At 70.0% G+C, this 21,404-nt stretch carries 18 protein-coding genes; 6 read left to right on the top strand and 12 right to left on the bottom strand.

The annotated features are described in order from the left end of the window. The first annotated feature begins 173 nt into the window (after positions 1-173). Complete coding sequence (locus ACZ7M7_RS06330; RefSeq protein WP_472113292.1) at positions 174-1,736, top strand: purple acid phosphatase family protein; 1,563 nt, start codon at positions 174-176, stop codon at positions 1,734-1,736. A 25-nt stretch (positions 1,737-1,761) separates the two neighbouring features. Here ACZ7M7_RS06330 and ACZ7M7_RS06325 read toward each other — a convergent pair whose 3' ends face one another. After that, a complete protein-coding gene (locus ACZ7M7_RS06325) occupies positions 1,762-2,646 on the bottom strand; it encodes a DUF4429 domain-containing protein (RefSeq protein ID WP_451171079.1) in 885 nt (294 codons plus the stop codon). Between the two features lie 102 nt (positions 2,647-2,748). Between ACZ7M7_RS06325 and ACZ7M7_RS06320 the strand changes: the two genes are divergently transcribed. Continuing rightward, entirely contained in the window at positions 2,749-4,332 is a 1,584-nt protein-coding gene (locus ACZ7M7_RS06320) for a beta-N-acetylhexosaminidase (RefSeq protein WP_472113290.1), read from the top strand. A gap of 176 nt (positions 4,333-4,508) precedes the next feature. Here the strand turns inward: ACZ7M7_RS06320 and ACZ7M7_RS06315 are convergent, their stop codons facing one another. The 6 genes from ACZ7M7_RS06315 to ACZ7M7_RS06290 all read right to left on the bottom strand — a co-directional run bounded on the left by ACZ7M7_RS06315 (position 4,509) and on the right by ACZ7M7_RS06290 (position 11,576). Beyond that, positions 4,509-6,281, bottom strand: a complete 1,773-nt coding sequence (locus ACZ7M7_RS06315) for an IucA/IucC family protein (protein WP_472113288.1) — start codon at positions 6,279-6,281, stop codon at positions 4,509-4,511. Beyond that, positions 6,278-6,817: a GNAT family N-acetyltransferase gene (locus ACZ7M7_RS06310; protein ID WP_427844899.1), complete on the bottom strand. Its 540-nt coding sequence runs from the start codon at positions 6,815-6,817 to the stop codon at positions 6,278-6,280. Before ACZ7M7_RS06310 ends, ACZ7M7_RS06315 begins: the two co-directional genes overlap by 4 nt. Continuing rightward, positions 6,814-8,091: a lysine N(6)-hydroxylase/L-ornithine N(5)-oxygenase family protein gene (locus ACZ7M7_RS06305; RefSeq protein WP_472113285.1), complete on the bottom strand. Its 1,278-nt coding sequence runs from the start codon at positions 8,089-8,091 to the stop codon at positions 6,814-6,816. The genes ACZ7M7_RS06310 and ACZ7M7_RS06305 overlap by 4 nt, the downstream gene beginning before the upstream one ends. Then, positions 8,075-9,517 (bottom strand): lysine decarboxylase DesA, encoded by a 1,443-nt coding sequence (desA, locus tag ACZ7M7_RS06300; protein ID WP_472113283.1) that lies wholly within the window; start codon positions 9,515-9,517, stop codon positions 8,075-8,077. The genes ACZ7M7_RS06305 and desA overlap by 17 nt, the downstream gene beginning before the upstream one ends. 173 nt (positions 9,518-9,690) lie before the next feature. After that, the gene (locus tag ACZ7M7_RS06295) at positions 9,691-10,524 is read right to left on the bottom strand and encodes a siderophore-interacting protein (RefSeq protein ID WP_472113281.1); all 834 of its coding nucleotides are present in this window, start codon (positions 10,522-10,524) and stop codon (positions 9,691-9,693) included. 8 nt (positions 10,525-10,532) lie between these two features. Further along, on the bottom strand, positions 10,533-11,576 hold the full coding sequence (locus ACZ7M7_RS06290) for an ABC transporter substrate-binding protein (RefSeq protein WP_472113278.1): 1,044 nt from the start codon (positions 11,574-11,576) through the stop codon (positions 10,533-10,535). 250 nt (positions 11,577-11,826) lie between these two features. On the opposite strand from ACZ7M7_RS06290, the gene ACZ7M7_RS06285 reads away from it, so the two are divergent. From ACZ7M7_RS06285 to ACZ7M7_RS06275, 3 genes are read left to right on the top strand one after another with little or no spacing between them, the layout of a single operon-like run. Beyond that, a complete protein-coding gene (locus ACZ7M7_RS06285) occupies positions 11,827-12,528 on the top strand; it encodes a VanZ family protein (protein WP_472113276.1) in 702 nt (233 codons plus the stop codon). Between the two features lie 9 nt (positions 12,529-12,537). Continuing rightward, a complete protein-coding gene (locus tag ACZ7M7_RS06280; RefSeq protein WP_427844905.1) occupies positions 12,538-13,212 on the top strand; it encodes a response regulator transcription factor in 675 nt (224 codons plus the stop codon). Beyond that, on the top strand, positions 13,205-14,362 hold the full coding sequence (locus ACZ7M7_RS06275; RefSeq protein WP_472113274.1) for a sensor histidine kinase: 1,158 nt from the start codon (positions 13,205-13,207) through the stop codon (positions 14,360-14,362). The genes ACZ7M7_RS06280 and ACZ7M7_RS06275 overlap by 8 nt, the downstream gene beginning before the upstream one ends. Before the next feature lie 3 nt (positions 14,363-14,365). Here ACZ7M7_RS06275 and ACZ7M7_RS06270 read toward each other — a convergent pair whose 3' ends face one another. Genes ACZ7M7_RS06270 through ACZ7M7_RS06255 form a run of 4 tightly spaced genes read right to left on the bottom strand, consistent with a single transcriptional unit; the run spans position 14,366 to position 20,057 of the window. Then, on the bottom strand, positions 14,366-15,526 hold the full coding sequence (locus ACZ7M7_RS06270) for an acyl-CoA dehydrogenase family protein (protein ID WP_472113272.1): 1,161 nt from the start codon (positions 15,524-15,526) through the stop codon (positions 14,366-14,368). 6 nt (positions 15,527-15,532) lie between these two features. Then, positions 15,533-16,465, bottom strand: coding sequence for a hydroxymethylglutaryl-CoA lyase (locus ACZ7M7_RS06265; protein WP_472113270.1), 933 nt, complete (start codon positions 16,463-16,465; stop codon positions 15,533-15,535). Then, positions 16,462-18,414 carry an acetyl/propionyl/methylcrotonyl-CoA carboxylase subunit alpha gene (locus tag ACZ7M7_RS06260; protein WP_472113960.1) on the bottom strand — a complete coding sequence of 651 codons (1,953 nt, stop codon included), beginning with the start codon at positions 18,412-18,414 and terminating at the stop codon, positions 16,462-16,464. Before ACZ7M7_RS06260 ends, ACZ7M7_RS06265 begins: the two co-directional genes overlap by 4 nt. Before the next feature lie 26 nt (positions 18,415-18,440). After that, complete coding sequence (locus ACZ7M7_RS06255) at positions 18,441-20,057, bottom strand: carboxyl transferase domain-containing protein (RefSeq protein WP_472113268.1); 1,617 nt, start codon at positions 20,055-20,057, stop codon at positions 18,441-18,443. 97 nt (positions 20,058-20,154) lie between these two features. Between ACZ7M7_RS06255 and ACZ7M7_RS06250 the strand changes: the two genes are divergently transcribed. Further along, entirely contained in the window at positions 20,155-20,751 is a 597-nt protein-coding gene (locus ACZ7M7_RS06250) for an SACE_7040 family transcriptional regulator (RefSeq protein ID WP_451171109.1), read from the top strand. A gap of 19 nt (positions 20,752-20,770) precedes the next feature. Here ACZ7M7_RS06250 and ACZ7M7_RS06245 read toward each other — a convergent pair. Continuing rightward, on the bottom strand, positions 20,771-21,404 hold a 634-nt coding region (locus tag ACZ7M7_RS06245; protein ID WP_472113265.1), incomplete at its 5' end, for a LuxR C-terminal-related transcriptional regulator.

The raw sequence follows: 21,404 nt of genomic DNA, 5'->3' as shown, positions 1-21,404 counted from the left end.
AGAATCTTGCCCGATTTCGGGCAGCCCTCTGGTAATCGGCTGGCAATCTCCTGTTGGAACTCCTTGGAAGAACATTGAGGGTCTCATGGGAGCCTGTTCCGGAGCCGTCCATACCGCGGTCCGTATCTCGTTGCCTGAGGGGACGAGTTTCGGGCGCCATGGACATTCCTCGCATGGGAGTACCCCAGCAGCTGGCCGAGCGCATGAGCATGGCCGAGCAGCACGAGTACCTGCGCGCCAAATTCTCGCGGCGCACGATGATCAGAGGCGGCGCCGTCACGCTGGGCGCCGTCGCGGGTGGCGCGTTCGTACCCGGCGCCACCGCACAGGCCGCCGTGCCGACACGGACGGCCCCGCGCACCGAGACCGTCGACGGCGCCCTCGTCGCCCCCTTCGGCCGCCACCTCGCCTACGGCAACGACGCGCGCACCGAGATGACCGTCTCGTGGCAGGTCCCGGTCGCCGTGAAGAAGCCGTTCGTCCGGATCGGCGCCCGCCCCTGGGACCTGTCCCGCAAGATCGAGGCCGAGGTCCGCACCCTCCACACCCCGGCCGGCGTCGGGGCGAGTGCCGACCACACGCAGTACTACGTCCACGCCAGGCTCAGCCACCTGCGCCCGGGCCGGACGTACTACTACGGCGTCGGCCACCAGGGCTTCGACCCCGCCGAGTCGCACCTGCTCGGCACCCTCGGCACCTTCACCACCGCGCCCGGCCACAAGGAGCCGTTCACCTTCACGGCCTTCGGCGACCAGGGCGTCAGCTACCACGGCCTCGCCAACGACAGCCTGCTCCTCGGTCAGAACCCGGCCTTCCACCTGCACGCCGGTGACATCGCGTACGCCGACCCGGCCGGCCAGGGCAAGTCCGCCGACACCGGCTTCGACTCGCGGGTGTGGGACCAGTTCCTGGCCCAGACCGAGTCCGTCGCCAAGTCGGTTCCGTGGATGGTGAGTTACGGCAACCACGACATGGAGGCCTGGTACTCGCCCAACGGCTACGGCGGCGAGGAGGCCCGCTTCACGCTCCCCGACAACGGGCCGGACCGGAAGAACCTGCCGGGCGTCTACTCCTTCGTCCATGGCAACACCGCGATCATCTCGCTCGACCCGAACGACGTGTCGTACGAGATCCCCGCCAACCTCGGTATCTCCGGCGGCACGCAGACCAAGTGGTTCGAGGCGCAGCTGAAGAAGTTCCGGGCGGCCCACGACATCGACTTCGTCGTCGTGTTCTTCCATCACTGCGCGTACTGCACCTCCACCGCGCACGCCTCGGAGGGGGGCGTGCGCCAGGAGTGGGTGCCGCTGTTCGAGAAGTACCAGGTGGACCTGGTCATCAACGGCCACAACCACCAGTACGAGCGCACGGACGTGATCAAGGGCGACAAGGTCACGAAGAAGCTGGAGATCGGCGGCACGGCGTACCCCGAGACCGAGGGCGTGGTGTACGTGACCGCGGGTGCGGCGGGCCGCAGCCTGTACGCGTTCAGCGCCCCGGACTCCTACGAGGGGCACGAGAACGAGGTCGACTCCGTGGCCTCCTTCGTCAACCTCAAGGACGGCATGCAGAACGAGACGGTCGCCTGGTCACGGGTGCGCTACCTCAACTACTCGTTCCTGCGCGTGGACGTCCAGCCCGCCTCGCGGGGCCGTTACGCCACTCTGAAGGTCCAGGGCATCGCCGAGACCGGTGACCGGATCGACCACTTCACGGTGGCCCGCCGGGCCAAGTAGGCCCACGCGGGGCCCGGCAAGTCCGCTACATCCGCTTGAGAACCGCCTGTTTGGCCAGGGTGAACTCCTCGTCCGTCAGCACGCCCGTGCGATGGAGCTCGCCGAGTTCGCGCAGGCGGCGCAGGAGGGCGTCGTGATCGTCCTCGGCGGCCGCGACCGGAGGGGAAGGCAGCTCCGGTCGCGTGTCCGCCCCGTCCGTGCCGGCGGCCCTGGCCGGATGCGGGAGGCGGGCCTGGACCGCCGCCGCGACCAACGCCATCAGCGGGTCCTTCTTGAAGCCCCACAGCTCCACCGCGTTCGGGTCGTACTTGGGCGGGGCCTTGGTGGGCGCGTTCCTGACGGTGAAGCGGAGGTGGCCGTTCTCCAGGCCCGCCGCCGGATGCCACTCCACGGCCGAGATGTCGGTGACCGTGAGGGAGCGGCTGCCGGCGGCGGCCTTGGCGTCCTCCGTCTTCCAGTTCCACTCCAGGCGGATGTGCTCGCCGTCGAAGGTCGCGGTGCCGTCCCCGGCGGAGACCGACAGGGGCACCGAGGGGCCCGGCAGCAGGTACGCGTCGACGGGGTCGGCGGGGACCTGGTCGAGCAGCAGGGCGTTGCGCACCTCGTCCACGAAGTACTCGGCGACGCCGTAGCGGTCGGACTCGACGATCAGCTGATACGGGTCGTTGGGCTCGGTGAGCCGGCCGCCGGTGGCGTGCAGCAGCGGGTCGGCGCCGTCGCGCAGCCGCAGTCGCAGCCGCCCGGCCTTCTTGCCCTGCTCGAAGGAGACGCCCGCCAACGCCCCCAGGGGGAGGACCAGTTCACCCAGCGTCTTGCGGAACAGGCTGACGTTCTTGTCCCGTCCGGGAGTCAGCCGCAGTGCATCGCCGTCGAAGACCCACGTGCCGTCCTTCTGGATGATTTCCGCCATGGGGTGGATTGTTCCACCAGTCTCACGAGAGAGTGGTCCAGACCTCTTGGAGCCCCGGGGCCAACGGCTCAGGGCTCAACGGCTCATGGAAGGGACGGCTTTGTGAGACAGCGCCACAGATCGTTTCGCCTTCTCGGTTGCCTGCTGCTGGTCGCGATGGGTGTCTCCGTGACGGGAGCCGCTCCCGCACCGGCGGCAACGACCACCCCGCTCGACCGGGTGGTCCCCGCGCCCGCCTCGGTCGCCGCGAGCGGATCCCCCTACCGGATCACCCGCGACACACACATACGCGTCGACGACTCCCGCGAGGCCCGCCGCGTCGGCGAGTACCTCGCGGCCGTCCTGCGCCCCTCCACGGGCTACCGCATCCCCGTCACCGCCCACGGTGGTGGCGGCATCCAACTGCGCCTGGCGAAGGGTCAGTACGGCGCCGAGGGCTACCGCCTCGACAGCGGCCGCAAGGGCGTCACCATCACCGCGGCGCAGCCGGCCGGGCTCTTCCACGGCGTCCAGACCCTGCGCCAGCTGCTGCCGGCGGCCGTGGAGAAGGACTCCGTCCAGCGCGGCCCCTGGCTGGTCGCGGGCGGCACGATCAAGGACACCCCGCGCTACGGCTGGCGCGGCGCCATGCTCGACGTCTCCCGGCACTTCTTCACCGTCGACCAGGTCAAGCGCTACATCGACCAGCTCGCCCTCTACAAGATCAACAAACTGCATCTGCATCTCAGCGACGACCAGGGCTGGCGCATCGCCATCGACTCCTGGCCGCGCCTGGCGACGTACGGCGGCTCGACCCAGGTCGGCGGCGGTCCCGGCGGCCACTACACCAAGGCCGACTACAAGGAGATCGTCCGGTACGCGTCCTCCCGCTATCTGGAGGTCGTCCCCGAGATCGACATGCCCGGCCACACCAACGCGGCCCTCGCCTCGTACGCCGAGCTGAACTGCGACGGGGTGGCGCCCGCGCTCTACACCGGCACCGAGGTCGGCTTCAGCTCGCTGTGCGTCGGCAAGGACATCACGTACGACTTCGTGGACGACGTGATCCGGGAACTCGCCGCGCTCACGCCGGGCAAGTACCTCCACATCGGCGGGGACGAGGCGCACTCGACCAGCCACGAGGACTATGTGAAGTTCATGGACCGGGTGCAGCCGCTCGTCGCCAAGTACGGCAAGACGGTGGTGGGCTGGCATCAGCTGACCGGGGCGACCCCCTCGCGGGGCGCGGTGGCGCAGTACTGGGGGCTGGACGGTACGAGTGCCGAGGAGAAGGCCCAGGTCGCCGAGGCCGCGCAGAACGGGACGGGGATCGTGCTGTCTCCGGCCGACCGGATCTACCTCGACATGAAGTACACGGCGGACACTCCGCTGGGGCTGGACTGGGCCGGCCTGGTCGAGGTGAAGCGGTCGTACGACTGGGATCCGGGCAACTACCTTGCCGGGGCGCCCGCTTCGGCGATCCGGGGTGTCGAGGCGCCGCTGTGGAGCGAGACGCTCACCAAGTCCGCGGACATCGAGTACATGGCCTTCCCGAGGCTGCCGGGCGTGGCCGAGCTGGGCTGGTCGCCGGCTTCCACGCATGACTGGGACGCGTACAAGGTGCGGCTTGCCGCGCAGGCTGAGCGGTGGGAGGCGCTGGGGATCGGGTTCTATCGGTCGCCGCAGGTGCCTTGGCCTCCGGCGTGAGCGCGGTTCTTCGTCCGCCGGCCCGGTGGGGGCTGGTCGCGCCCCGCGGCGGAGCCGCAGATCGACACAGCCCCGCGCCCCTTGAGGGCGTTGCCGCCAAGGCCCCTTAGATGCGCCGACGGGCACCCCGGGGGACCGTACCCCGGGGTGCCCGTCTGTCTGTGTGGGGCCGTGGACTACAGCCCTGCGAGGGGGTTCTTCAGGTTGCCGACCAGCTGGAGGGCGCCGGCCGGGTCCGCGAGGTCGACCATCTGCTTGTTGTTGCGCAGCTGGAGGCGGTTGAGGCAGGACAGGGCGAACTCGGGGGCGAACATGTCGTACTGCTTGAACTTGTCGGCGAGTTCGGGCACCGAGTGCTGGTAGTCGCGGGTGACCTCGGCGACCGTGCGCCAGAAGTCGTCCTCCTCCAGGATTCCCTCGGCCGCGAGGTTCGCGGCGAGGAAGCGGAAGAAGCAGTCGAAGACGTCCGTGAAGATGGACAGGAGCTTCTTGTCCTCCGGGACGTCCACCCGCAGCCGCTCGACCGTCGGCGGCAGCACCGCGTCCGGGTCCATGACCGCGATCTCCTCGGCGATGTCCTTGTAGATCGCCCGCTCGACGACGCCGTCCCGCAGGGCCAGGATCACGTTCTCGCCGTGCGGCATGAAGACGAGGTCGTAGGCGTAGAAGCTGTGCAGCAGCGGGGTGTAGTACGCCTTCAGGTAGCGGCGCAGCCACTCCACCGGCGTCAGCCCCGACTGCGCGATCAGCGCGCCCGCGAAGGACGCGCCCTCGTCGTCGACGTGGACGAGGGCGGCCATGGTGGCAAGCGACTCGCCCTCCTTCAGGGAGGCGACCGGGCTCTCGCGCCACAGGGCCGCCAGCATCTTGCGGTACGGCGAGTAGCGGTCCGTGGCCGCCTCGTACTCCAGGTGTCGGTAGCCGACGGCGGCGCGCTCGGGGATGATCGACAGGCCCGTGTCCCGCAGCACCGGGTCGTTGTCGATGAGCTGCGCGAGCCAGTCGTTGATGGCCGGGGTCGCCTCCATGTACGCCGCCGAGAGGCCGCGCATGAAGCCCATGTTGATGACGGACAGGGCCGTCTTCACGTAGTGCTTCTCGGGGCTGGACCGGTTGAAGAAGGTCCGGATCGACTGCTGGGCCAGGTACTCGTCGTCGCCCTCGCCGACGCAGACGAGGTGCCTGCGGGCGACCTCGGCGGCGAAGGTGACGCTGAGCTTGTTCCACCACTGCCAGGGGTGGACGGGGATGAGGAGATAGTCGGCGGGGTCGAGGTCCTGGTCGCGCAGGACGCCGTTGAAGCGCTCGACGGTCTCCTCGCCCAGCTCCTGCCGTACGAAGGACTCGTACTCGATGCCGACACCGGCCGTGAAGGCCGCCCGGTCGCGGTGCGCCGCCAGCCAGACCAGCCGGACGGGGCTCGCGGTCTCGGGGGCGTACGACAGGTACTCGTGGATGCCGAAGCCGAGCCGCCCGTTGTTGGCGACGAAACAGGGGTGGCCCTCGGTCATACCGGTCTCGATGGCCTGGAAGCCGGACTTCGCGAGCTCGGCGACCGGGACCTGCGGCTTGGTGAGCTTGTAGCAGGTGCCGGAGAGGGTGGAGGAGATCTCCTCCAGGTAGACCGGCAGGACCTCGTCGCTCAGGCCCAGGGACTTCTGCAGCTCGATGAAGAAGTCCAGGGCGGCGAGCGGGAGTTCCGCGCCGTCCCGGTGGCGGGTGATCGAGTCGGCGTCGACCTGCCAGTGGTCGAGGGCCCGGATCACCGCCTTGAAGGTGTACCGCGTCAGACCGTCGTCGCTGCGGACGACGTACTCGCCGGCGCCGGTGGCCTCCGGCGTGATGAGCCGCTCGTGGGCGAACTCGGCGAGGCCCTTGCGGATCAGGAGGCGGTTGGCCCGCGCCCAGCGGTGGGGGGACAGATGCGCTACGGCGTCGGACAGGGTCATACAGCTACTCCTCGGGCGGACAAGAACTGTTCGCGCGTGCAGAAGCTCAGCAGCGCGCGCTTCTCCGGCTTGTCGATCTCACGTTCGGGCACGAAGCCGACGGCCTCGTTCAGCGCGTGCACGGCCTTGTTGCCCACGTCGGGCTCCACGACGACCCGGCGGGTGCGCGGGTCGGCGAACAGCTCGTCCATCACGGCGGTGATGACGGCCCTGGTGAAGCCGCTGATCGGGCGGTCGGTGGGGGCGACCAGGAAGTGCATGCCGACGTCGCCGGGCTCGGGGTCGTACAGGCCGACCAGCTCGACGTACCGGGGGTCGTAGCTCTCCATCAGGAAGGCCGGTTCGCCGTCGTGCAGGCCCAGGTACGCGTGGTGGTGCTCGTGGGCCGCGATGCGCATGTACTCGCGCTCGACGTCCTGGAGTTTGGCGTCCTGCATCATCCAGAAGGCCGCCTTGGGGTCGGTGACCCAGCCGTGCAGCAGCTCGGCGTCCTTCAGGGGGTCGAGGGCGCGGATGGTGAACGTGCCGATGCTCATACGGAGAACTCCTGGAACGCGATGCTCTTCTCGACCGGGTAGTACTCGGTGCCGAGCAGCTCGCGGATGATGTACGCGTTCCGGTACGGGCCCATGCCCAGGTCGGGGCTGGTGATGCTGTGCGTGTGGACGCCGGCGTTCTGCAGGAAGACCCCGCGGCCGGTGACGTCGATCGCGTAGTTGCGGGCGACGTCGAAGTTGCCCTGCGAGTCGTAGACCAGGCGGTCCTTCACGGGCGCGAGGAACTCGGGCTCGGCGTACTTGTAGCCGGTGGCCAGCACCAGGCCCTGCGAGTCGAGGTCGAAGTCCTTGTGCTGCTCCTCCTGGCGGAAGGACAGCGTGTACGTGCCGTTCTCGTACGTCGCGCCGTTCAGCGAGGAGTTGGTGAGCAGCCGGGTGGGGACCGGGCCGCCGAGGTTCTTCTGGTAGAGCAGGTCGAAGATCTCGTTGATCAGGTCGCCGTCGATGCCCTTGAACAGGCCCTTCTGCGCGGCGGTGAGGCGGTAGCGGGTCGCCTCCGGCAGCTCGCGGAAGTAGTCGACGTACTCCGGCGACGTCATCTCCAGCGTGAGCTTGGTGTACTCCAGCGGGAAGAAGCGCGGGGAGCGGGTGACCCAGTTCAGCCGGTAGCCGTGGACGTCGATCTCGCTGAGCAGGTCGTAGTAGATCTCCGCCGCGGACTGCCCGGAGCCGACCAGCGTGATCGACTCCTTCTTCTGCAGCTCCGCCTTGTTCTGCAGATAGCGGGAGTTGTGGATGAAGTCGCCGCCCAGGCCCTGGCAGGCCTCGGGTACGAAGGGCGGGGTGCCGGTGCCGAGGACCAGGTGGCGGGCGCGGTAGGTGTCACCGGCGGTCGTCGTCACGACGTACAGGTCGTCCTCGTACGTCACCTCGGCGACCGTCGTGCCGAAGCGGATGCTGCTCAGCTTGTTCGCGGCCCAGCGGCAGTAGTCGTCGTACTCGATCCGCAGCGGGTAGAAGTTCTCGCGGATGTAGAACGAGTACAGCCGGCCCTTCTCCTTCAGGTAGTTGAGGAAGGAGTACGGCGAGGTCGGGTCGGCCAGCGTGACCAGGTCCGACATGAACGGGGTCTGGAGGTGGGCGCCGTCCAGGAACATGCCCGCGTGCCACTCGAAGTCAGGCTTCGACTCCAGGAAGACGCCGTCGAGCTCGTCGATCGGCTCGGTCAGGCAGGCGAGGCCGAGGTTGAACGGGCCGAGCCCGATCCCCACGAAGTCATGGGTTTTGGTCGGGTTTTCAGGACGCGCGGTCAAGGGACTCTCCCAGGTACTGCTCGGCGTGGCCGGCGATCAGGTCGAGGACGGCGGCGATGTCTTCGGTCGTCGTCTCGGGGTTGAGCAGGGTGAACTTCAGGTAGTGGCGGCCGCCGACTTTGGTGCCCGCGACCACCGCGTCGCCGGAGGCGAACAGGGCCTTGCGGGCGTACAGGTTGGCACGGTCGATCTCGGCGGGGTCCGTGACGGCCGCCGGGATGTAGCGGTAGACCAGGGTGGACAGGGTCGGCTCGACCACGACGTCGAAGCGCGGGTCGGCGGCCAGGAGCTTCCAGCCCTCCACCGCCAGGTCGCAGACCTCGTCGAAGAGCTGCCCGATGCCGTCGGCGCCCATGGTGCGCAGGGTCATCCACAGCTTGAGGGCATCGAAACGACGGGTCGTCTGCAGGGACTTGTCGACCTGGTTGGGGATGCGCTCGGTGACCATACGGCGCGGGTTGAGGTACTCCGCGTGGTAGGTCGCGTGGCGCAGCGTCGAGGCGTCACGGACCAGCACGGCCGAGGAACTGACCGGCTGGAAGAAGGACTTGTGGTAGTCCACGGTGACCGAGTCGGCGCGCTCGATGCCGTCGATACGGCCCCGGTACTTCACTGAGGCGAGCAGACCGCAGCCGTAGGCGGCGTCGACGTGCATCCAGGTGCCGAACTGCTCGCACAGCTCGGCGATCTCGGGCAGCGGGTCGATCGAGCCGAAGTCGGTGGTGCCGGCGGTGGCGACGACGGCCATGGGGACCAGGCCGTCCTTCTTGCAGCGCTCCAGCTCATGGGCGAGCGCGACGGTCTGCATGCGCTTGTCGTGGTCGACGGGGATGGAGACCACCGCGTCCTGGCCGAGGCCCAGCAGTTTCGCCGACTTCTTCACGCTGAAGTGGCTGACCTCGGAGGCGAAGATGCGCAGTTTGGCCAGGCTGTCGGACTTGGCCTCCTCGCGGGCCAGCAGCAGCGCCTGGAGGTTGGACTGCGTGCCGCCGGAGGTGAAGACACCGTCGGCGTTCTCGCCGAGGCCTATTCGCTCGGTCGTCCAGTCGATGAGCTTGCGCTCGATGAGGGTGCCGCCGGCCGACTGGTCCCAGGTGTCCAGGGACGAGTTGACGGCGGAGAGGATCGCCTCGCCGAGCACGGCCGGGATGACGACCGGGCAGTTGAGGTGGGCGAGGTAGCGGGGGTGGTGGAAGTAGATCGCGTCCCGGAGGTAGACGTCCTCCAGCTCGTCGAGGACCGCGGCGGGGTCGAGCAGCGGCTTGTCGAGGTCGATCGCGTCGATGGTCGGGGCGAGGGCGTCGACGGTGACACCGGTGAACGGACGGTCGGTGGCGGCGAGTTTGGCTGCCACCCGCTCTATACCTTCGGTCACGGAGCGGCGGTACTGCTCCGCGGTCGTGTCATTGAGCAGGTGCGAGCGCATGGGGAGGTCCTCCGGTGGGGACGGGCCGTGAAGTGCGGGGTTGCCGTGACGTACGAGGTGGGGTGCAACTTAGGTTAGCCTAACCTAAGTTCCTTTGGATCATGGCAGCGTCAAGGGTGACTGCGATCACTTACGCAGTGGTAGCCACCCGATTGCCTTGCTTTCAGGGGTAGTTATGCCTGCTCGCGCAGTTGCTCCTCGCTCAGCCCCTGCCTCCAGTACCCCACGAAGGTCACCCGGCGCCGGTCCACCCCGCGCTCGCCGACGAAGTGGCGGCGCAGCGCCTTCACGCAGCCGGACTCGCCCGCGATCCAGACGTACGGGTGTGCGGCGGCGGGGAGTTGGGCGGCGCGGATGGTGTCGAGGGCCATGGGGGACCCCTCGGGGCGCGTGCCCTCCTGGACCAGCCAGGTGATCTCGGCGTCGGCCTCGGTCACCAGGTCCTGGATGTCCCCGGCGTCGTGCACCTCCAGCCACACCCGGGCACGGGTGCCGGCGGGCAGGGTCTCGAGGATGGCGGAGGCGGCGGGCACGGCGGTGTCGTCGCCCCAGATGACGACCAGGTCGGTGTCCTGCGGCGGCCGGAACCGGATCGCACGGTTGTCGGCGATGGCGGGACCGAGCAGCAGGACGCGGTCACCGGCGGTGGCGCGGGCGGCCCACGCCGAGGCGGGCCCGGCCGGGGTGTGCAGGACGAAGTCGATGTCGATCTCGTCGGGGTTCCGGCGCAGGGCGCGCAGCGTGTACGACCGCATCACGGCCCGTACGTCGTCCGGGAGTTCACGCCAGCCCTGCCACCAGCCGTCACCGAGCTCCAGGGGGACCTGCGGCTCGCTCTGGCCCGGGTGCGGCAGGAACAGCGAAAGGCTCTGGTCGCACCCGTCGGAGTGGAAGGCGTGCAGATCGGTCCCGGCGAAGGTGACCCGCACCAGAGACGGACCGAGCCGCCTCGTCCGTACGACCTGGAGGGAGAAGAAACGGAACGGGGCGGCTACGGCGGTCGTCACAGTGACTCCTAGCTGACCTTCTTGGCCTTCTCGATGGCCTCCGCGAGGCTCGTGAGAAGCGGCGTGCACTTGTCGTAGGACAGGATCGGCTCGGGGGAGCGGGCGATGACCTGACCGGCCTTCACCGCGGGCAGCTTCTTCCAGGTGGCCTCGGTGATGTCGGCCGGCTGGATCGTCGAGGAGCGGTCGTCCATCATGATGATGTCGGCCGGGTACTTGTCGACGTTCTCCCAGCTGAGGCTCTCGAACCAGCCGCCCTCGTCCTTGGCGCTCTCCGGCGGCTCGACGAACTTCACGCCGAGGGCCTTGAAGTACTCAAGGTCGATGGAGAGGTTGGTGCCGGAGACGTAGAAGATGTCCTGGCTCGCGGAACCGGCCATCACCTTGATCTCGGGGCGGGCCTTGGCGGCCTTGCGCAGACGCTCCGCGGCGGCCTCGAAGTCCTTCTTGGACTGGGCGACCTTGTCGGCCTTCATGTCCGCGCCGAGGGACTCCGCCAGCTCCCACATCTTCTGCAGCGGCTGGGTGATCTGGCGGTCGTAGACGGAGATCGCGGCGCTCGGGGCGAGCTTGGCGATCTTGTCCTTGGAGGCCTCCGGGACGTACCAGAGGGTGCCCGCGCTGTCGAAGGTCGTGGAGATGAGGACCTCGGGGGCGAACGCCGCGTACTCCTCGACGTTGAACTGGTCCCAGACGTTGCCGAAGACCGTCAGCTTGCTGACGTCCATGTCGCCGGCCTGGACGTCGGCCTTGCCGTCCTGCGTCTTGGTGGGGCCGAAGACGCCCTTGACCTCGATGCCGTAGTCGTGGAGAGCGGCCGCGACGCCGACGAAGGCCACGATCTTCGTGGGGACCTTGTCGAGCTTCACGGCGGTGCCGCGGTCGTCCTTGAACGTCCAGGGGCCGGACTTGGCAGCGGTCGTGGCCTCGTCCGAGCCACCGTTTTTCGCGTCGTCGTCCCCGCAGGCTGCGAGCACGGCACCAAGGCCGAGGGCGCCGCCTGCGGCGAGGATGCCGCGACGGGTGAGGTGGGTGGCTCTTGCGTTGGACATGGGTACGCTGCTTTCGAACAGGGCGGATCACCGGCCGGACAATTCGAAGGTAGGTTAGCCTAACCTGAGCTGATCTCCCAGGGGTGGGGGCCTTGTGATCGAAGCTGTGCGTGTCCTGAGAGATGCGTACCTAAACCACCAGGCTTCAACCGCCTTGCATTGAGGGCCTGTTGGCGCCCCGCGCGTGTATCGCGGACGTATCGAAAATCGCATACGCCATGGCAACGGGCCCTCCGTCTCCAATGGGGACATGAACCCCAACGCATCCCTGCCGGCACCGCCCCGCCGTACACGCACGATCGTGTTCCTCGGTCTGGCGGTACTCGGCCTGGCGAGTGCCGTGTTCGTCGTGCGGGGGCCACTCATGATGTCGGCTCCGGCGTGCATGGCGGGGCGGTGGCACGGCTGCCTCGACACGTTCCACGGCGTGGTGCTCATGACGTTGGTCGCGCTGCCGTTGGCCGTGCTCGTGGCGTGGGCGCCGGCGCGCCGTCGGCGTGCCGCCGGGGTCACGTCGGCGTGGCGGAAGTCGCTGGCCGAGGTGGGCATGGTCCACGGGACGGTGCCGTTCCTGTGGCTGACCATGATGCCCGGCGCCGAGCCCGGCATCGCCCCCGCCCGGGTGAGCCTGGTGCCGCTGCGGGACCTGGTCACGATGGGGCCGCTCGGGATCGTCGGCAACCTGCTGGTCTTCGCGTCACTGGGGTTCTTCGCCCCGATGCGGTTCGCGGCGCTCGCGTCCGTGCCGCGGATCCTGGCGCTCGGGGCGGGCTGCTCGGTCCTGGTCGAGACCGCACAGCACGTGCTGCGCCTCGACCGGGTGTCGTCCGTGGACGACGTGCTGGTCAACACAGCCGGCGCCGTGCTGGCAGCGCTGGCGTCGCGCCGCTGGTGGTGCACCACGGCACAAGCACCGTCGGACCATACGTCGGCGATACGTTCCGCTGCCTAGGCTCCGCACATGCGCGTGCTGATCGTGGAGGACGAGCCCGACCTGGCCGAAGCCGTCCGTGACGGTCTGCGGCTGGAGGCGATCGCCGCCGACATCGCAGGCGACGGCGACACCGCGCTGGAACTCCTCGGCGTCAACTCCTACGATCTGGCGGTCCTCGACCGCGACATCCCCGGCCCCTCCGGCGACGAGGTCGCCCGGCGCATCGTCGCCTCCGGCAGCGGCATCCCGATCCTCATGCTCACCGCTGCCGACCGGATCGACGACAAGGCCTCCGGGTTCGGGCTCGGCGCCGACGACTACCTCACCAAACCGTTCGAACTGCGGGAGCTCGTCCTGCGGCTGAGGGCGCTCGACCGCAGACGCGCGTATGCCCGGCCCCCGGTCCGTGAGATCGCGGGCCTGCGGGTCGACCCCTTCCGCCGGGAGGTCTTCCGCGACGGACGCTACGTCGCCCTCACCCGCAAGCAGTTCGCCGTCCTTGAAGTACTCGTCGCCGCCGAGGGTGGGGTCGTCAGCGCCGAAGAGCTCCTGGAACGCGCCTGGGACGAGAACGCCGACCCCCTCACCAACGCCGTGCGCATCACCGTCTCCGCACTGCGCAAGCGGCTCGGCGAACCATGGATCATCGCCACGGTGCCCGGCGTCGGCTACCGGATCGACACCGGAACCACGCATGAATAGACGCCCCGGGCTCAGCGCCCGACTGAAACTCACTCTCAGCTACGCCGGATTCCTCGCCGTCGCCGGCGCACTCCTGCTGGCGGTGGTGTGGTGGTTCCTGTTGCGCTACGTGCCCGACAACTCCCAGGGCCTGCTCGGGATCTCGCCCAACCGCTATCTCCTTGTGCGCACGTTCGCCCCCGCCGCGGCCGTGGCGATGGTCCTCCTGCTCGTGTTCGGCCTCGTCGGGGGATGGATCCTCGCCGGCCGGATGCTGGCACCGCTCACCCGGATCACCGACGCGGCACGGAGGGCCGGGAACGGGTCGCTGTCCCACCGGATCCGCATGAAGGGCCGTCAGGACGAGTTCCGTGAACTGTCCGACACGTTCGACTCGATGCTCCGGCAACTCGAGTCCCATGTCGCCGAGCAGCAGAGGTTCGCCGCGAACGCCTCCCACGAGCTGCGCACCCCGCTGGCCATCTCGCGGACGCTCCTCGACGTCGCCCGTGAGGACCCCACGCGGGACCGGGGCGAACTCATCGAGCGTCTGCAGGTGGCCAATACGCGTGCGATCGGCCTCACCGAGGCTCTCCTGCTGCTCAGCCGCAGCGACCGGGGGAACTTCACCCGCGAGAGCGTCGACCTCTCCCTCGTGGCCGAGGAGGCCGCCGAGACGCTGCTCCCCCTCGCCGAACAGCGCGGGATCACGCTCGACGTCACCGGCGGGCCGACACGGATCGGCGGCTCCGCGGAGCTCCTGCTGCGGATGGTGACGAACCTCGTCCAGAACGCCGTCGTCCACAACCTGCCCGCCGGCGGCACCGTGACCGTCCGCACCGAGGCGCACGACGACACGAGCGTGCTGCGGGTCGAGAACACGGGCCGTCCGCTCCCACCGGAACTGGTGCCGACCCTCACCGAACCGTTCCGGCGCGGCACGGAACGCGTACGCACCGACGAACACGCCGGCGTCGGCCTCGGCCTGGCCATCGTGCACAGCATCGTCCGCGCCCACGACGGGACCCTCGACCTCGTCGCCCGCCCCGCCGGAGGTCTCCTCGTCACGGTCCGGCTTCCCGGCACGCCGCCGGCATCGCCCCCGAGCGGGGCCCGCTGGATCGCCGAAGGGAGCCGAGGCTCCCGGGACAGCGGGCCCGTCCGGCGGTGAGACTCAGCCCACCAGCCCCAACTCCCGCGCGATCAGCATCCGCTGCACCTCGCTCGTGCCCTCCCCGATCTCCAGGATCTTGGAGTCGCGCCACATGCGGGCCACCGGGTACTCGTTCATGAAGCCGTAGCCGCCGTGGACCTGGGTGGCGTCACGGGCGTTGTCCACGGCGATCGTGGAGGAGTACAGCTTCGCGAGCGCCGCCTCCTTCTTGAAGGGCTCCCCGGCGACCAGGCGGCTGGCCGCGTCGCGCCATGCCAGACGGGCCGTGTGGGCCTTCATCTCCATGTCGGCGATCTTGAACTGGATGGCCTGGTTGGCGCCGATGGGGCGGCCGAAGGCGTGGCGTTCCTTGGCGTACTTCACCGACTCGTCCACACAGCCCTGCGCCAGGCCCGTCGCCAGTGCCGCGATGGCGATGCGGCCCTCGTCCAGGATGCGCAGGAACTGGGCGTATCCGCGGCCCACTTCGCCCAGGAGGTTGGCCGCCGGGACGCGGACGTCCGCGAAGGACAGCTCACGGGTGTCGGAGGCGTTCCAGCCGACCTTGGAGTAGGGAGCCGCGACCGTGAATCCGGGTGTGCCGGACGGGACGATGATGGACGAGATGAGCGGCTTGCCGTCCGGCTTGCGGCCCGTCACCGCCGTGACCGTGACCAGGCCGGTGACGTCCGTGCCGGAGTTGGTGATGAAGCACTTGGTGCCGTTGATCACCCACTCGTTCGTCGACTCGTCCAGGCGGGCCGTGGTGCGCGTCGCGCCCGCGTCCGAGCCGCCGTCGGGCTCGGTCAGGCCGAAGGCGCCGAGCATCTCGCCGGAGCACAGGCGGGGGAGCCACTCCCGCTTCTGGGCGTCCGTGCCGAACAGGTGGATCGGCATCGCGCCGAGGGAGACGCCCGCTTCGAGCGTGATGGCGACCGAGGAGTCCACGCGGGCCAGCTCCTCCAGCGCGATGCCGAGCGCCAGATAGTCGCCGCCCATGCCGCCGTACTCCTCGGGGAACGGCAGGCCGAACAGGCCCATGCGGCCCATCTCCCGCACGATCTCGTACGGGAACTCATGGCGCTCGTAGAAGTCGCCGATCTTGGGCGCCACGACATCGTGGGCGAACGCCTCCACCGTGCGGCGGAGTTCCTCCAGTTCGGGGGAGAGACGGTGGTCCATGGCTGTTCACTGCTCCTTGTGGGACAGGGCTCGTACGGTGCGGGAAGGGCTGGGTCGGCCCAGTTGCTCGGCCATCCACGCGCTCGTGGCGACTAGGCGGTCGAGGTCGACTCCGGTGTCGATGCCGAGGCCCCGCAGCATCCACACCAGGTCTTCGGTGGCGAGGTTGCCGGTGGCGGACTTGGCGTAGGGGCAGCCGCCGAGGCCGCCGGCGGAGGCGTCGACGGAGGTGACGCCGTGTTCGAGGGCGGCGTAGGTGTTGGCCAGCGCCTGGCCGTAGGTGTCGTGGAAGTGGACGCCGATCACGTTCGTGGGGACGCCCTCCTCGTTGAGCATGGAGAGGAGTTCCAGCACCTGCCCGGGCGTGGCGACGCCGATCGTGTCGCCCAGGCTGAGCTCGTCGCAGCCCATGTCCCGCAGCGCCCTGCACACGCGGACCACCTGGTGGATCGGGACCGTGCCCTCCCAGGGGTCGCCGAAGCACATGGAGACATAGCCGCGGACATGGACGCTCTCGGCCTTGGCGCGGGCCACGACCGGCTCGAACACCGCCAGCGACTCGTCGAGCGTCCGGTTGAGGTTGGCCTTGGCGAAGGACTCCGTGGCGCTGGCGAAGACGGCGACCCGGCGCGCGCCGAGGGCCAGCGCGCGGTCCAGGCCGCGGTTGTTCGGGACCAGGACGGGCAGCGCCACCGGGAGGTCGCTGACGAGCGGGAACAGCTGTTCCGCGTCGGCCAGTTGGGGCACCCACTTGGGGTGGACGAAGCTGGTGGCCTCGATCGTCGTCAGCCCCGCCTCGGCGAGGCGGTGCACGAACTCCGCCTTGACCTCGGTGGGCACGGTCGACTTCTCGTTCTGCAGGCCGTCGCGTGCCCCGACCTCGTGGATGCGGACGCGGGCGGGCAGCCCCGGCGCCGGCACGACCATGGGCAGTGTCATCGCTCCTCCTGCGCGGGGTCGCTCACCGGGGTGATGACCGCCAGGACCTGGTCCATGGCGACCGTGGTGCCGGGGGTGACGTCCAGTTCGGCGACCGTGCCGGCGTGCGGGGCGGAGATGACGTGCTCCATCTTCATCGCCTCGACGACCAGCAGGCTCTGCCCGGCCGCCACTTCGTCCCCGACGGCCACCTTCACGACGGTGACCGTCCCCGGCATCGGCGCGGTGAGGGAGTCGGCGCCGGCGTGCGCGGCTCCGGTCAGGGACGCGGCGACCGGGTCGTGGTCGCGCACGTGCCAGGCGTCGCCGTCGCGGCCCAGCCAGGTGCCGTCCGGCAGGGCGGCGATGTCGAAGGTGTGCCGGACGCCGTCCAGGGTCACCGACACGCGGCCGCCCGCGACGGTGGCGGAGCCGCGCGGGGCGTACTCCACCGGGTCCTGCACCCGCAGCGGGAAGCCGACGGGCTTCGGGGTCCCGCCGAGCCGCCAGCCGCTCGGCACCGAGAACGGGTCCGTCCAGCCGCCGCCCGCCGGCCGAAGCGCCTCCAGTCGTACGGCCGCCGCCGCCTCGTAGACCTCGTCCGGTACGTCCGTGCCGACCAGGTCGTCCACCACGCGCTCGACGAGCCCGGTGTCCAACTCGCCCGCGACGACCGCCGGATGCGCGAGCAGCCGCCGCAGGAACCCGGCGTTCGTCTGCACGCCCAGCGTGACCGTCTCCGCGAGAGCCGCCCGGAGCTTGCGCAGCGCCGTGGCGCGGTCGGGGCCGTACGCGATCACCTTGGACAGCATCGGGTCGTACAGGCTGCCGACCTCGGTGCCCTCGCTGAGCCCGGAGTCCGTGCGGATGCCGTCGCCCTGGGGCTCGCGCAGCTTGAGGACCGTGCCGCCCGAGGGGAGGAACCCGCGCGCGGGGTCCTCGGCGCAGATCCGGGCCTCGACCGCGTGCCCGGTGAGCCGTACGTCCTCCTGCGCGAAGGCCAGCGGCTCGCCCGCGGCCACCCGCAGCTGCCACTCCACCAGGTCCAGGCCGGTGATGAGCTCGGTGACCGGGTGCTCGACCTGGAGGCGGGTGTTCATCTCCATGAAGTAGTACGAGGACGGGTCACCGCCCGGCACGATGAACTCCACCGTGCCCGCGCCCCGGTAGCCGCAGGAGCGGGCCGCCTGTACGGCAGCCTCGCCCATTCCCGCTCGCGTGGCCTCGTCGAGGAGCACACTCGGCGCCTCCTCGATGATCTTCTGGTGCCGGCGCTGGAGGGAGCACTCGCGCTCCCCGAGGTGGACCACGTTCCCGTGGCCGTCGGCCAGGACCTGGATCTCGATGTGCCGCGGCCGGTCGATCCACCGCTCGACGAGGAGCGTGTCGTCACCGAAGGAGGCGCGGGCCTCACGGCGGGCGGCGGCGATCTCGTCGCCCAGCACGGCCGCGTCCCGCACCAGCCGCATGCCCTTGCCGCCACCGCCGGCCGACGGCTTGAGCAGCACGGGCATGCCGATCTCGCGGGCGGCGTCGGCGAGTTGGGCGTCCGTGAGCCCGCTGCCGCTGGAGCCCGGGACGACCGGGACGCCGGCCGCCTTCACCGTCTCCTTGGCCCGGATCTTGTCGCCCATCAGCGAGATGGCGTCGGCGGGCGGTCCGATGAAGACCAGCCCGGCGTCGGCGCAGGCGCGCGCGAAGCCGGCGTTCTCCGCGAGGAAGCCGTATCCCGGGTGGACGGCCTGGGCGCCGGTGCGGGCCGCCGCCTCCAGCAGGCGCTCCACCGACAGATAGCTCTCGGCGGCCGGCGCCGGACCGATCCGTACCGCGGTGTCGGCCTCCCGGACGTGGCGGGCGTCGGCGTCCGCGTCGGAGAAGACGGCCACCGAGCGCACGCCCAGCGAGCGGAGCGTACGGATCACGCGGACGGCGATCTCGCCGCGGTTGGCCACGAGGACCGTGTCGAACATGGTCTGCGTCATCTGCACAGTCCCCCTCACATCCGGAAGACGCCGAACTGGGGGTCACCCAGGGGCGCGTTGGCACAGGCGGTCAGGGCGAGGCCCAGCACCTGACGGGTCTCCAGCGGGTCGATCACGCCGTCGTCCCAGAGGCGGGCCGTCGCGTAGTAGGCGTTGCCCTGGCGCTCGTACTGCTCCCGGATCGGCGCCTTGAACGCGTCCTCGTCCGCGGCCGGCCAGTCCTCGCCCCGTGCCTCCAACTGGTCGCGCTTGACGGTCGCGAGTACGGAGGCGGCCTGTTCGCCGCCCATGACGGAGATCTTGGCGCCCGGCCACATCCACAGGAAACGGGGGGAGTAGGCGCGGCCGCACATCGAGTAGTTCCCGGCGCCGTACGACCCGCCGACCACGACCGTCAGCTTGGGCACGCGTGTGCAGGCCACCGCCGTGACCATCTTGGCGCCGTGCTTGGCGATGCCGCCGGCCTCGTAGTCCTTGCCGACCATGAAGCCGGAGATGTTCTGCAGGAACACCAGCGGGATGCCGCGCTGGTCGCACAGCTCGATGAAGTGGGCGCCCTTCTGGGCGGACTCGGAGAACAGGATGCCGTTGTTGGCCACGATGCCGACCGGGTGGCCGTGGATACGGGCGAAGCCGGTGACGAGGGTCTGGCCGAACTCGGACTTGAACTCCGAGAAACGGGAGCCGTCGACCACGCGCGCGATGACCTCGCGTACGTCGTAGGGGGTGCGGGAGTCGACGGGGACAGCGCCGTACAGGCCGTAGGGGTCGACCTTCGGTTCCGCGGCCGCAGTTACCTCCCAGGGGAGGCTGCCGCGCGCGGGGAGCGTCGCGACGATGTTCCGCACGATCCGCAGCGCGTGCGGGTCGTCCTCGGCGAGGTGGTCGGTCACGCCGGACACCCGGGAGTGGACCTCACCGCCGCCCAGCTCCTCCGCCGTGACGACCTCACCGGTGGCGGCCTTCACCAGCGGGGGGCCGCCGAGGAAGATCGTGCCCTGGTTGCGGACGATCACGGCCTCGTCGCTCATGGCGGGCACATAGGCGCCGCCCGCGGTGCACGAGCCCAGCACGGCGGCGATCTGCGGGATGCCGGCGCCCGACATGCGGGCCTGGTTGTAGAAGATCCGCCCGAAGTGCTCCCGGTCCGGGAAGACCTCGTCCTGCATGGGCAGGAAGGCGCCTCCGGAGTCGACGAGGTAGAGACACGGCAGGCGGTTCTCCAGGGCCACCTCCTGCGCGCGCAGGTGCTTCTTCACGGTCATCGGGTAGTACGTCCCGCCCTTGACCGTGGCGTCGTTGGCGACGATCACGCACTCGCGCCCGCTGACCCGTCCGATCCCGGCGATGACGCCGGCGGCCGGGGCCTGTCCGTCATACATGCCGTCGGCCGCGAGCGGAGCGAGCTCCAGGAAGGGCGAGCCGGGGTCGAGGAGGGCGTCGACGCGGTCGCGCGGCAGCAGCTTCCCGCGCGCGGTGTGCCGGGCGCGGGCCTTCTCACCGCCTCCCAGGCGGGCGGCGGCGAGCTTGCCGCGCAGCTCCTCCACGAGCGCCCGGTGGGCCTCCTCGTTGGCTTGCCAGGCCTCCGACGCGGGATCTGCCGCGCTCGCAAGCTCCGGTGCCTCGTGCATCGTGCGGTCCCCTCACCCAGTGGTCGACCAGTTAATGAGCGTTAACGCATTTCCTTCAGGTTAACGACCGCTAACCTCCCTGTCTAGAATTGCTTCCATGGCCACCAGAACCGACGCCCCGACCCGCCGCGAACAGATCCTCAAGGAGGCCGCGCGGCTCTTCGCCGAGCGTGGATTCCACGGCGTCGGTGTCGACGAGATAGGCGCCGCCGTGGGCATCAGCGGCCCCGGTCTCTACCGGCACTTCGCCGGCAAGGACGCGATGCTCGCCGAGCTGCTGGTCGGCATCAGCGGTCAGCTGCTGACCGGCGCGAAGCGGCGCCTCGCGGAGGCCGACGGCGTGCCGCCGGAGGCGGTGCTCGACTCGCTCATCGAGGGCCACATCGACTTCGCCCTCGACGACCGTCCCCTCATCACCCTGCACGACCGCGAGCTGGACCGCCTGCGCGACAGCGACCGCAAGCTCGTACGGCAGCTCCAGCGGCAGTACGTCGAGCTGTGGGTGGAGGTGGTGCGCAAGGTGTACCCGGACCTCACGGAGCCGACGGCCCGGTCGGCCGTGCACTCGGTGTTCGGGCTGCTGAACTCGACGCCGCACCTGGGGCGGCCGGGGTCGCTGCCGGGGCGGGGAGTCACGGCGGTGCTGCTGCACCGGATGGCGCGGGGGGCGTTCGGGGCGGCCGGGGTGGAGTGAGCCGTACGGCTGGTCGGCGCTAGCCCTCTGCCGGGGCGCTCAGGTGACGCAGTACGGCGAGGACGCGGCGGCTGTATCCGGTCGTGCCGGTCAGGCCGAACTTGTCGAAGATCGCGTTGGTGTGCTTCTCGACCGCGCTCTGTGAGACGTAGAGCTGCTGCGCGATGGCCGCGTTGGTGCAGCCCTGCGCCATCAGCGCCAGGACGTCGCGCTCCCGGGGTGTGAGCCCGTGCAGCGGGTCGGTGCGGGCGCTGCGGGCGAGGAGCCGCCGGACCACCTCCGGGTCGAAGGCGGTGCCGCCGGCGCTGACGCGCTCCAGGGCGGCGAGAAACTCCTCCACCTGCATGACCCGGTCCTTGAGCAGGTACCCGACGCCCTCGCTGCTGCCGCCGAGCAGCTCGGTGGCGTAGCGGCGCTCGACGTACTGCGACAGCACCAGCACGGCCGTACCGGGATGCCGTTCCCGGATCCGCAGCGCGGCGCGCAGCCCCTCGTCGGTGTGCGTGGGCGGCATCCGGACATCCACGACGACGATGTCGGGCGGCTCGGCCGCCACCGCCACCAGCAACGCCTCCGCGTCTCCCACGGCCGCCGCCACGACGTGCCCCTCCTCGGCGAGCAGCCGTACGAGGCCTTCTCTCAGTAGTGCCGAG

The sequence above is a fragment of the Streptomyces sp. NPDC111606 genome, from assembly GCF_055656945.1.
This window is presented reverse-complemented; position numbering and strand designations above follow the sequence as displayed.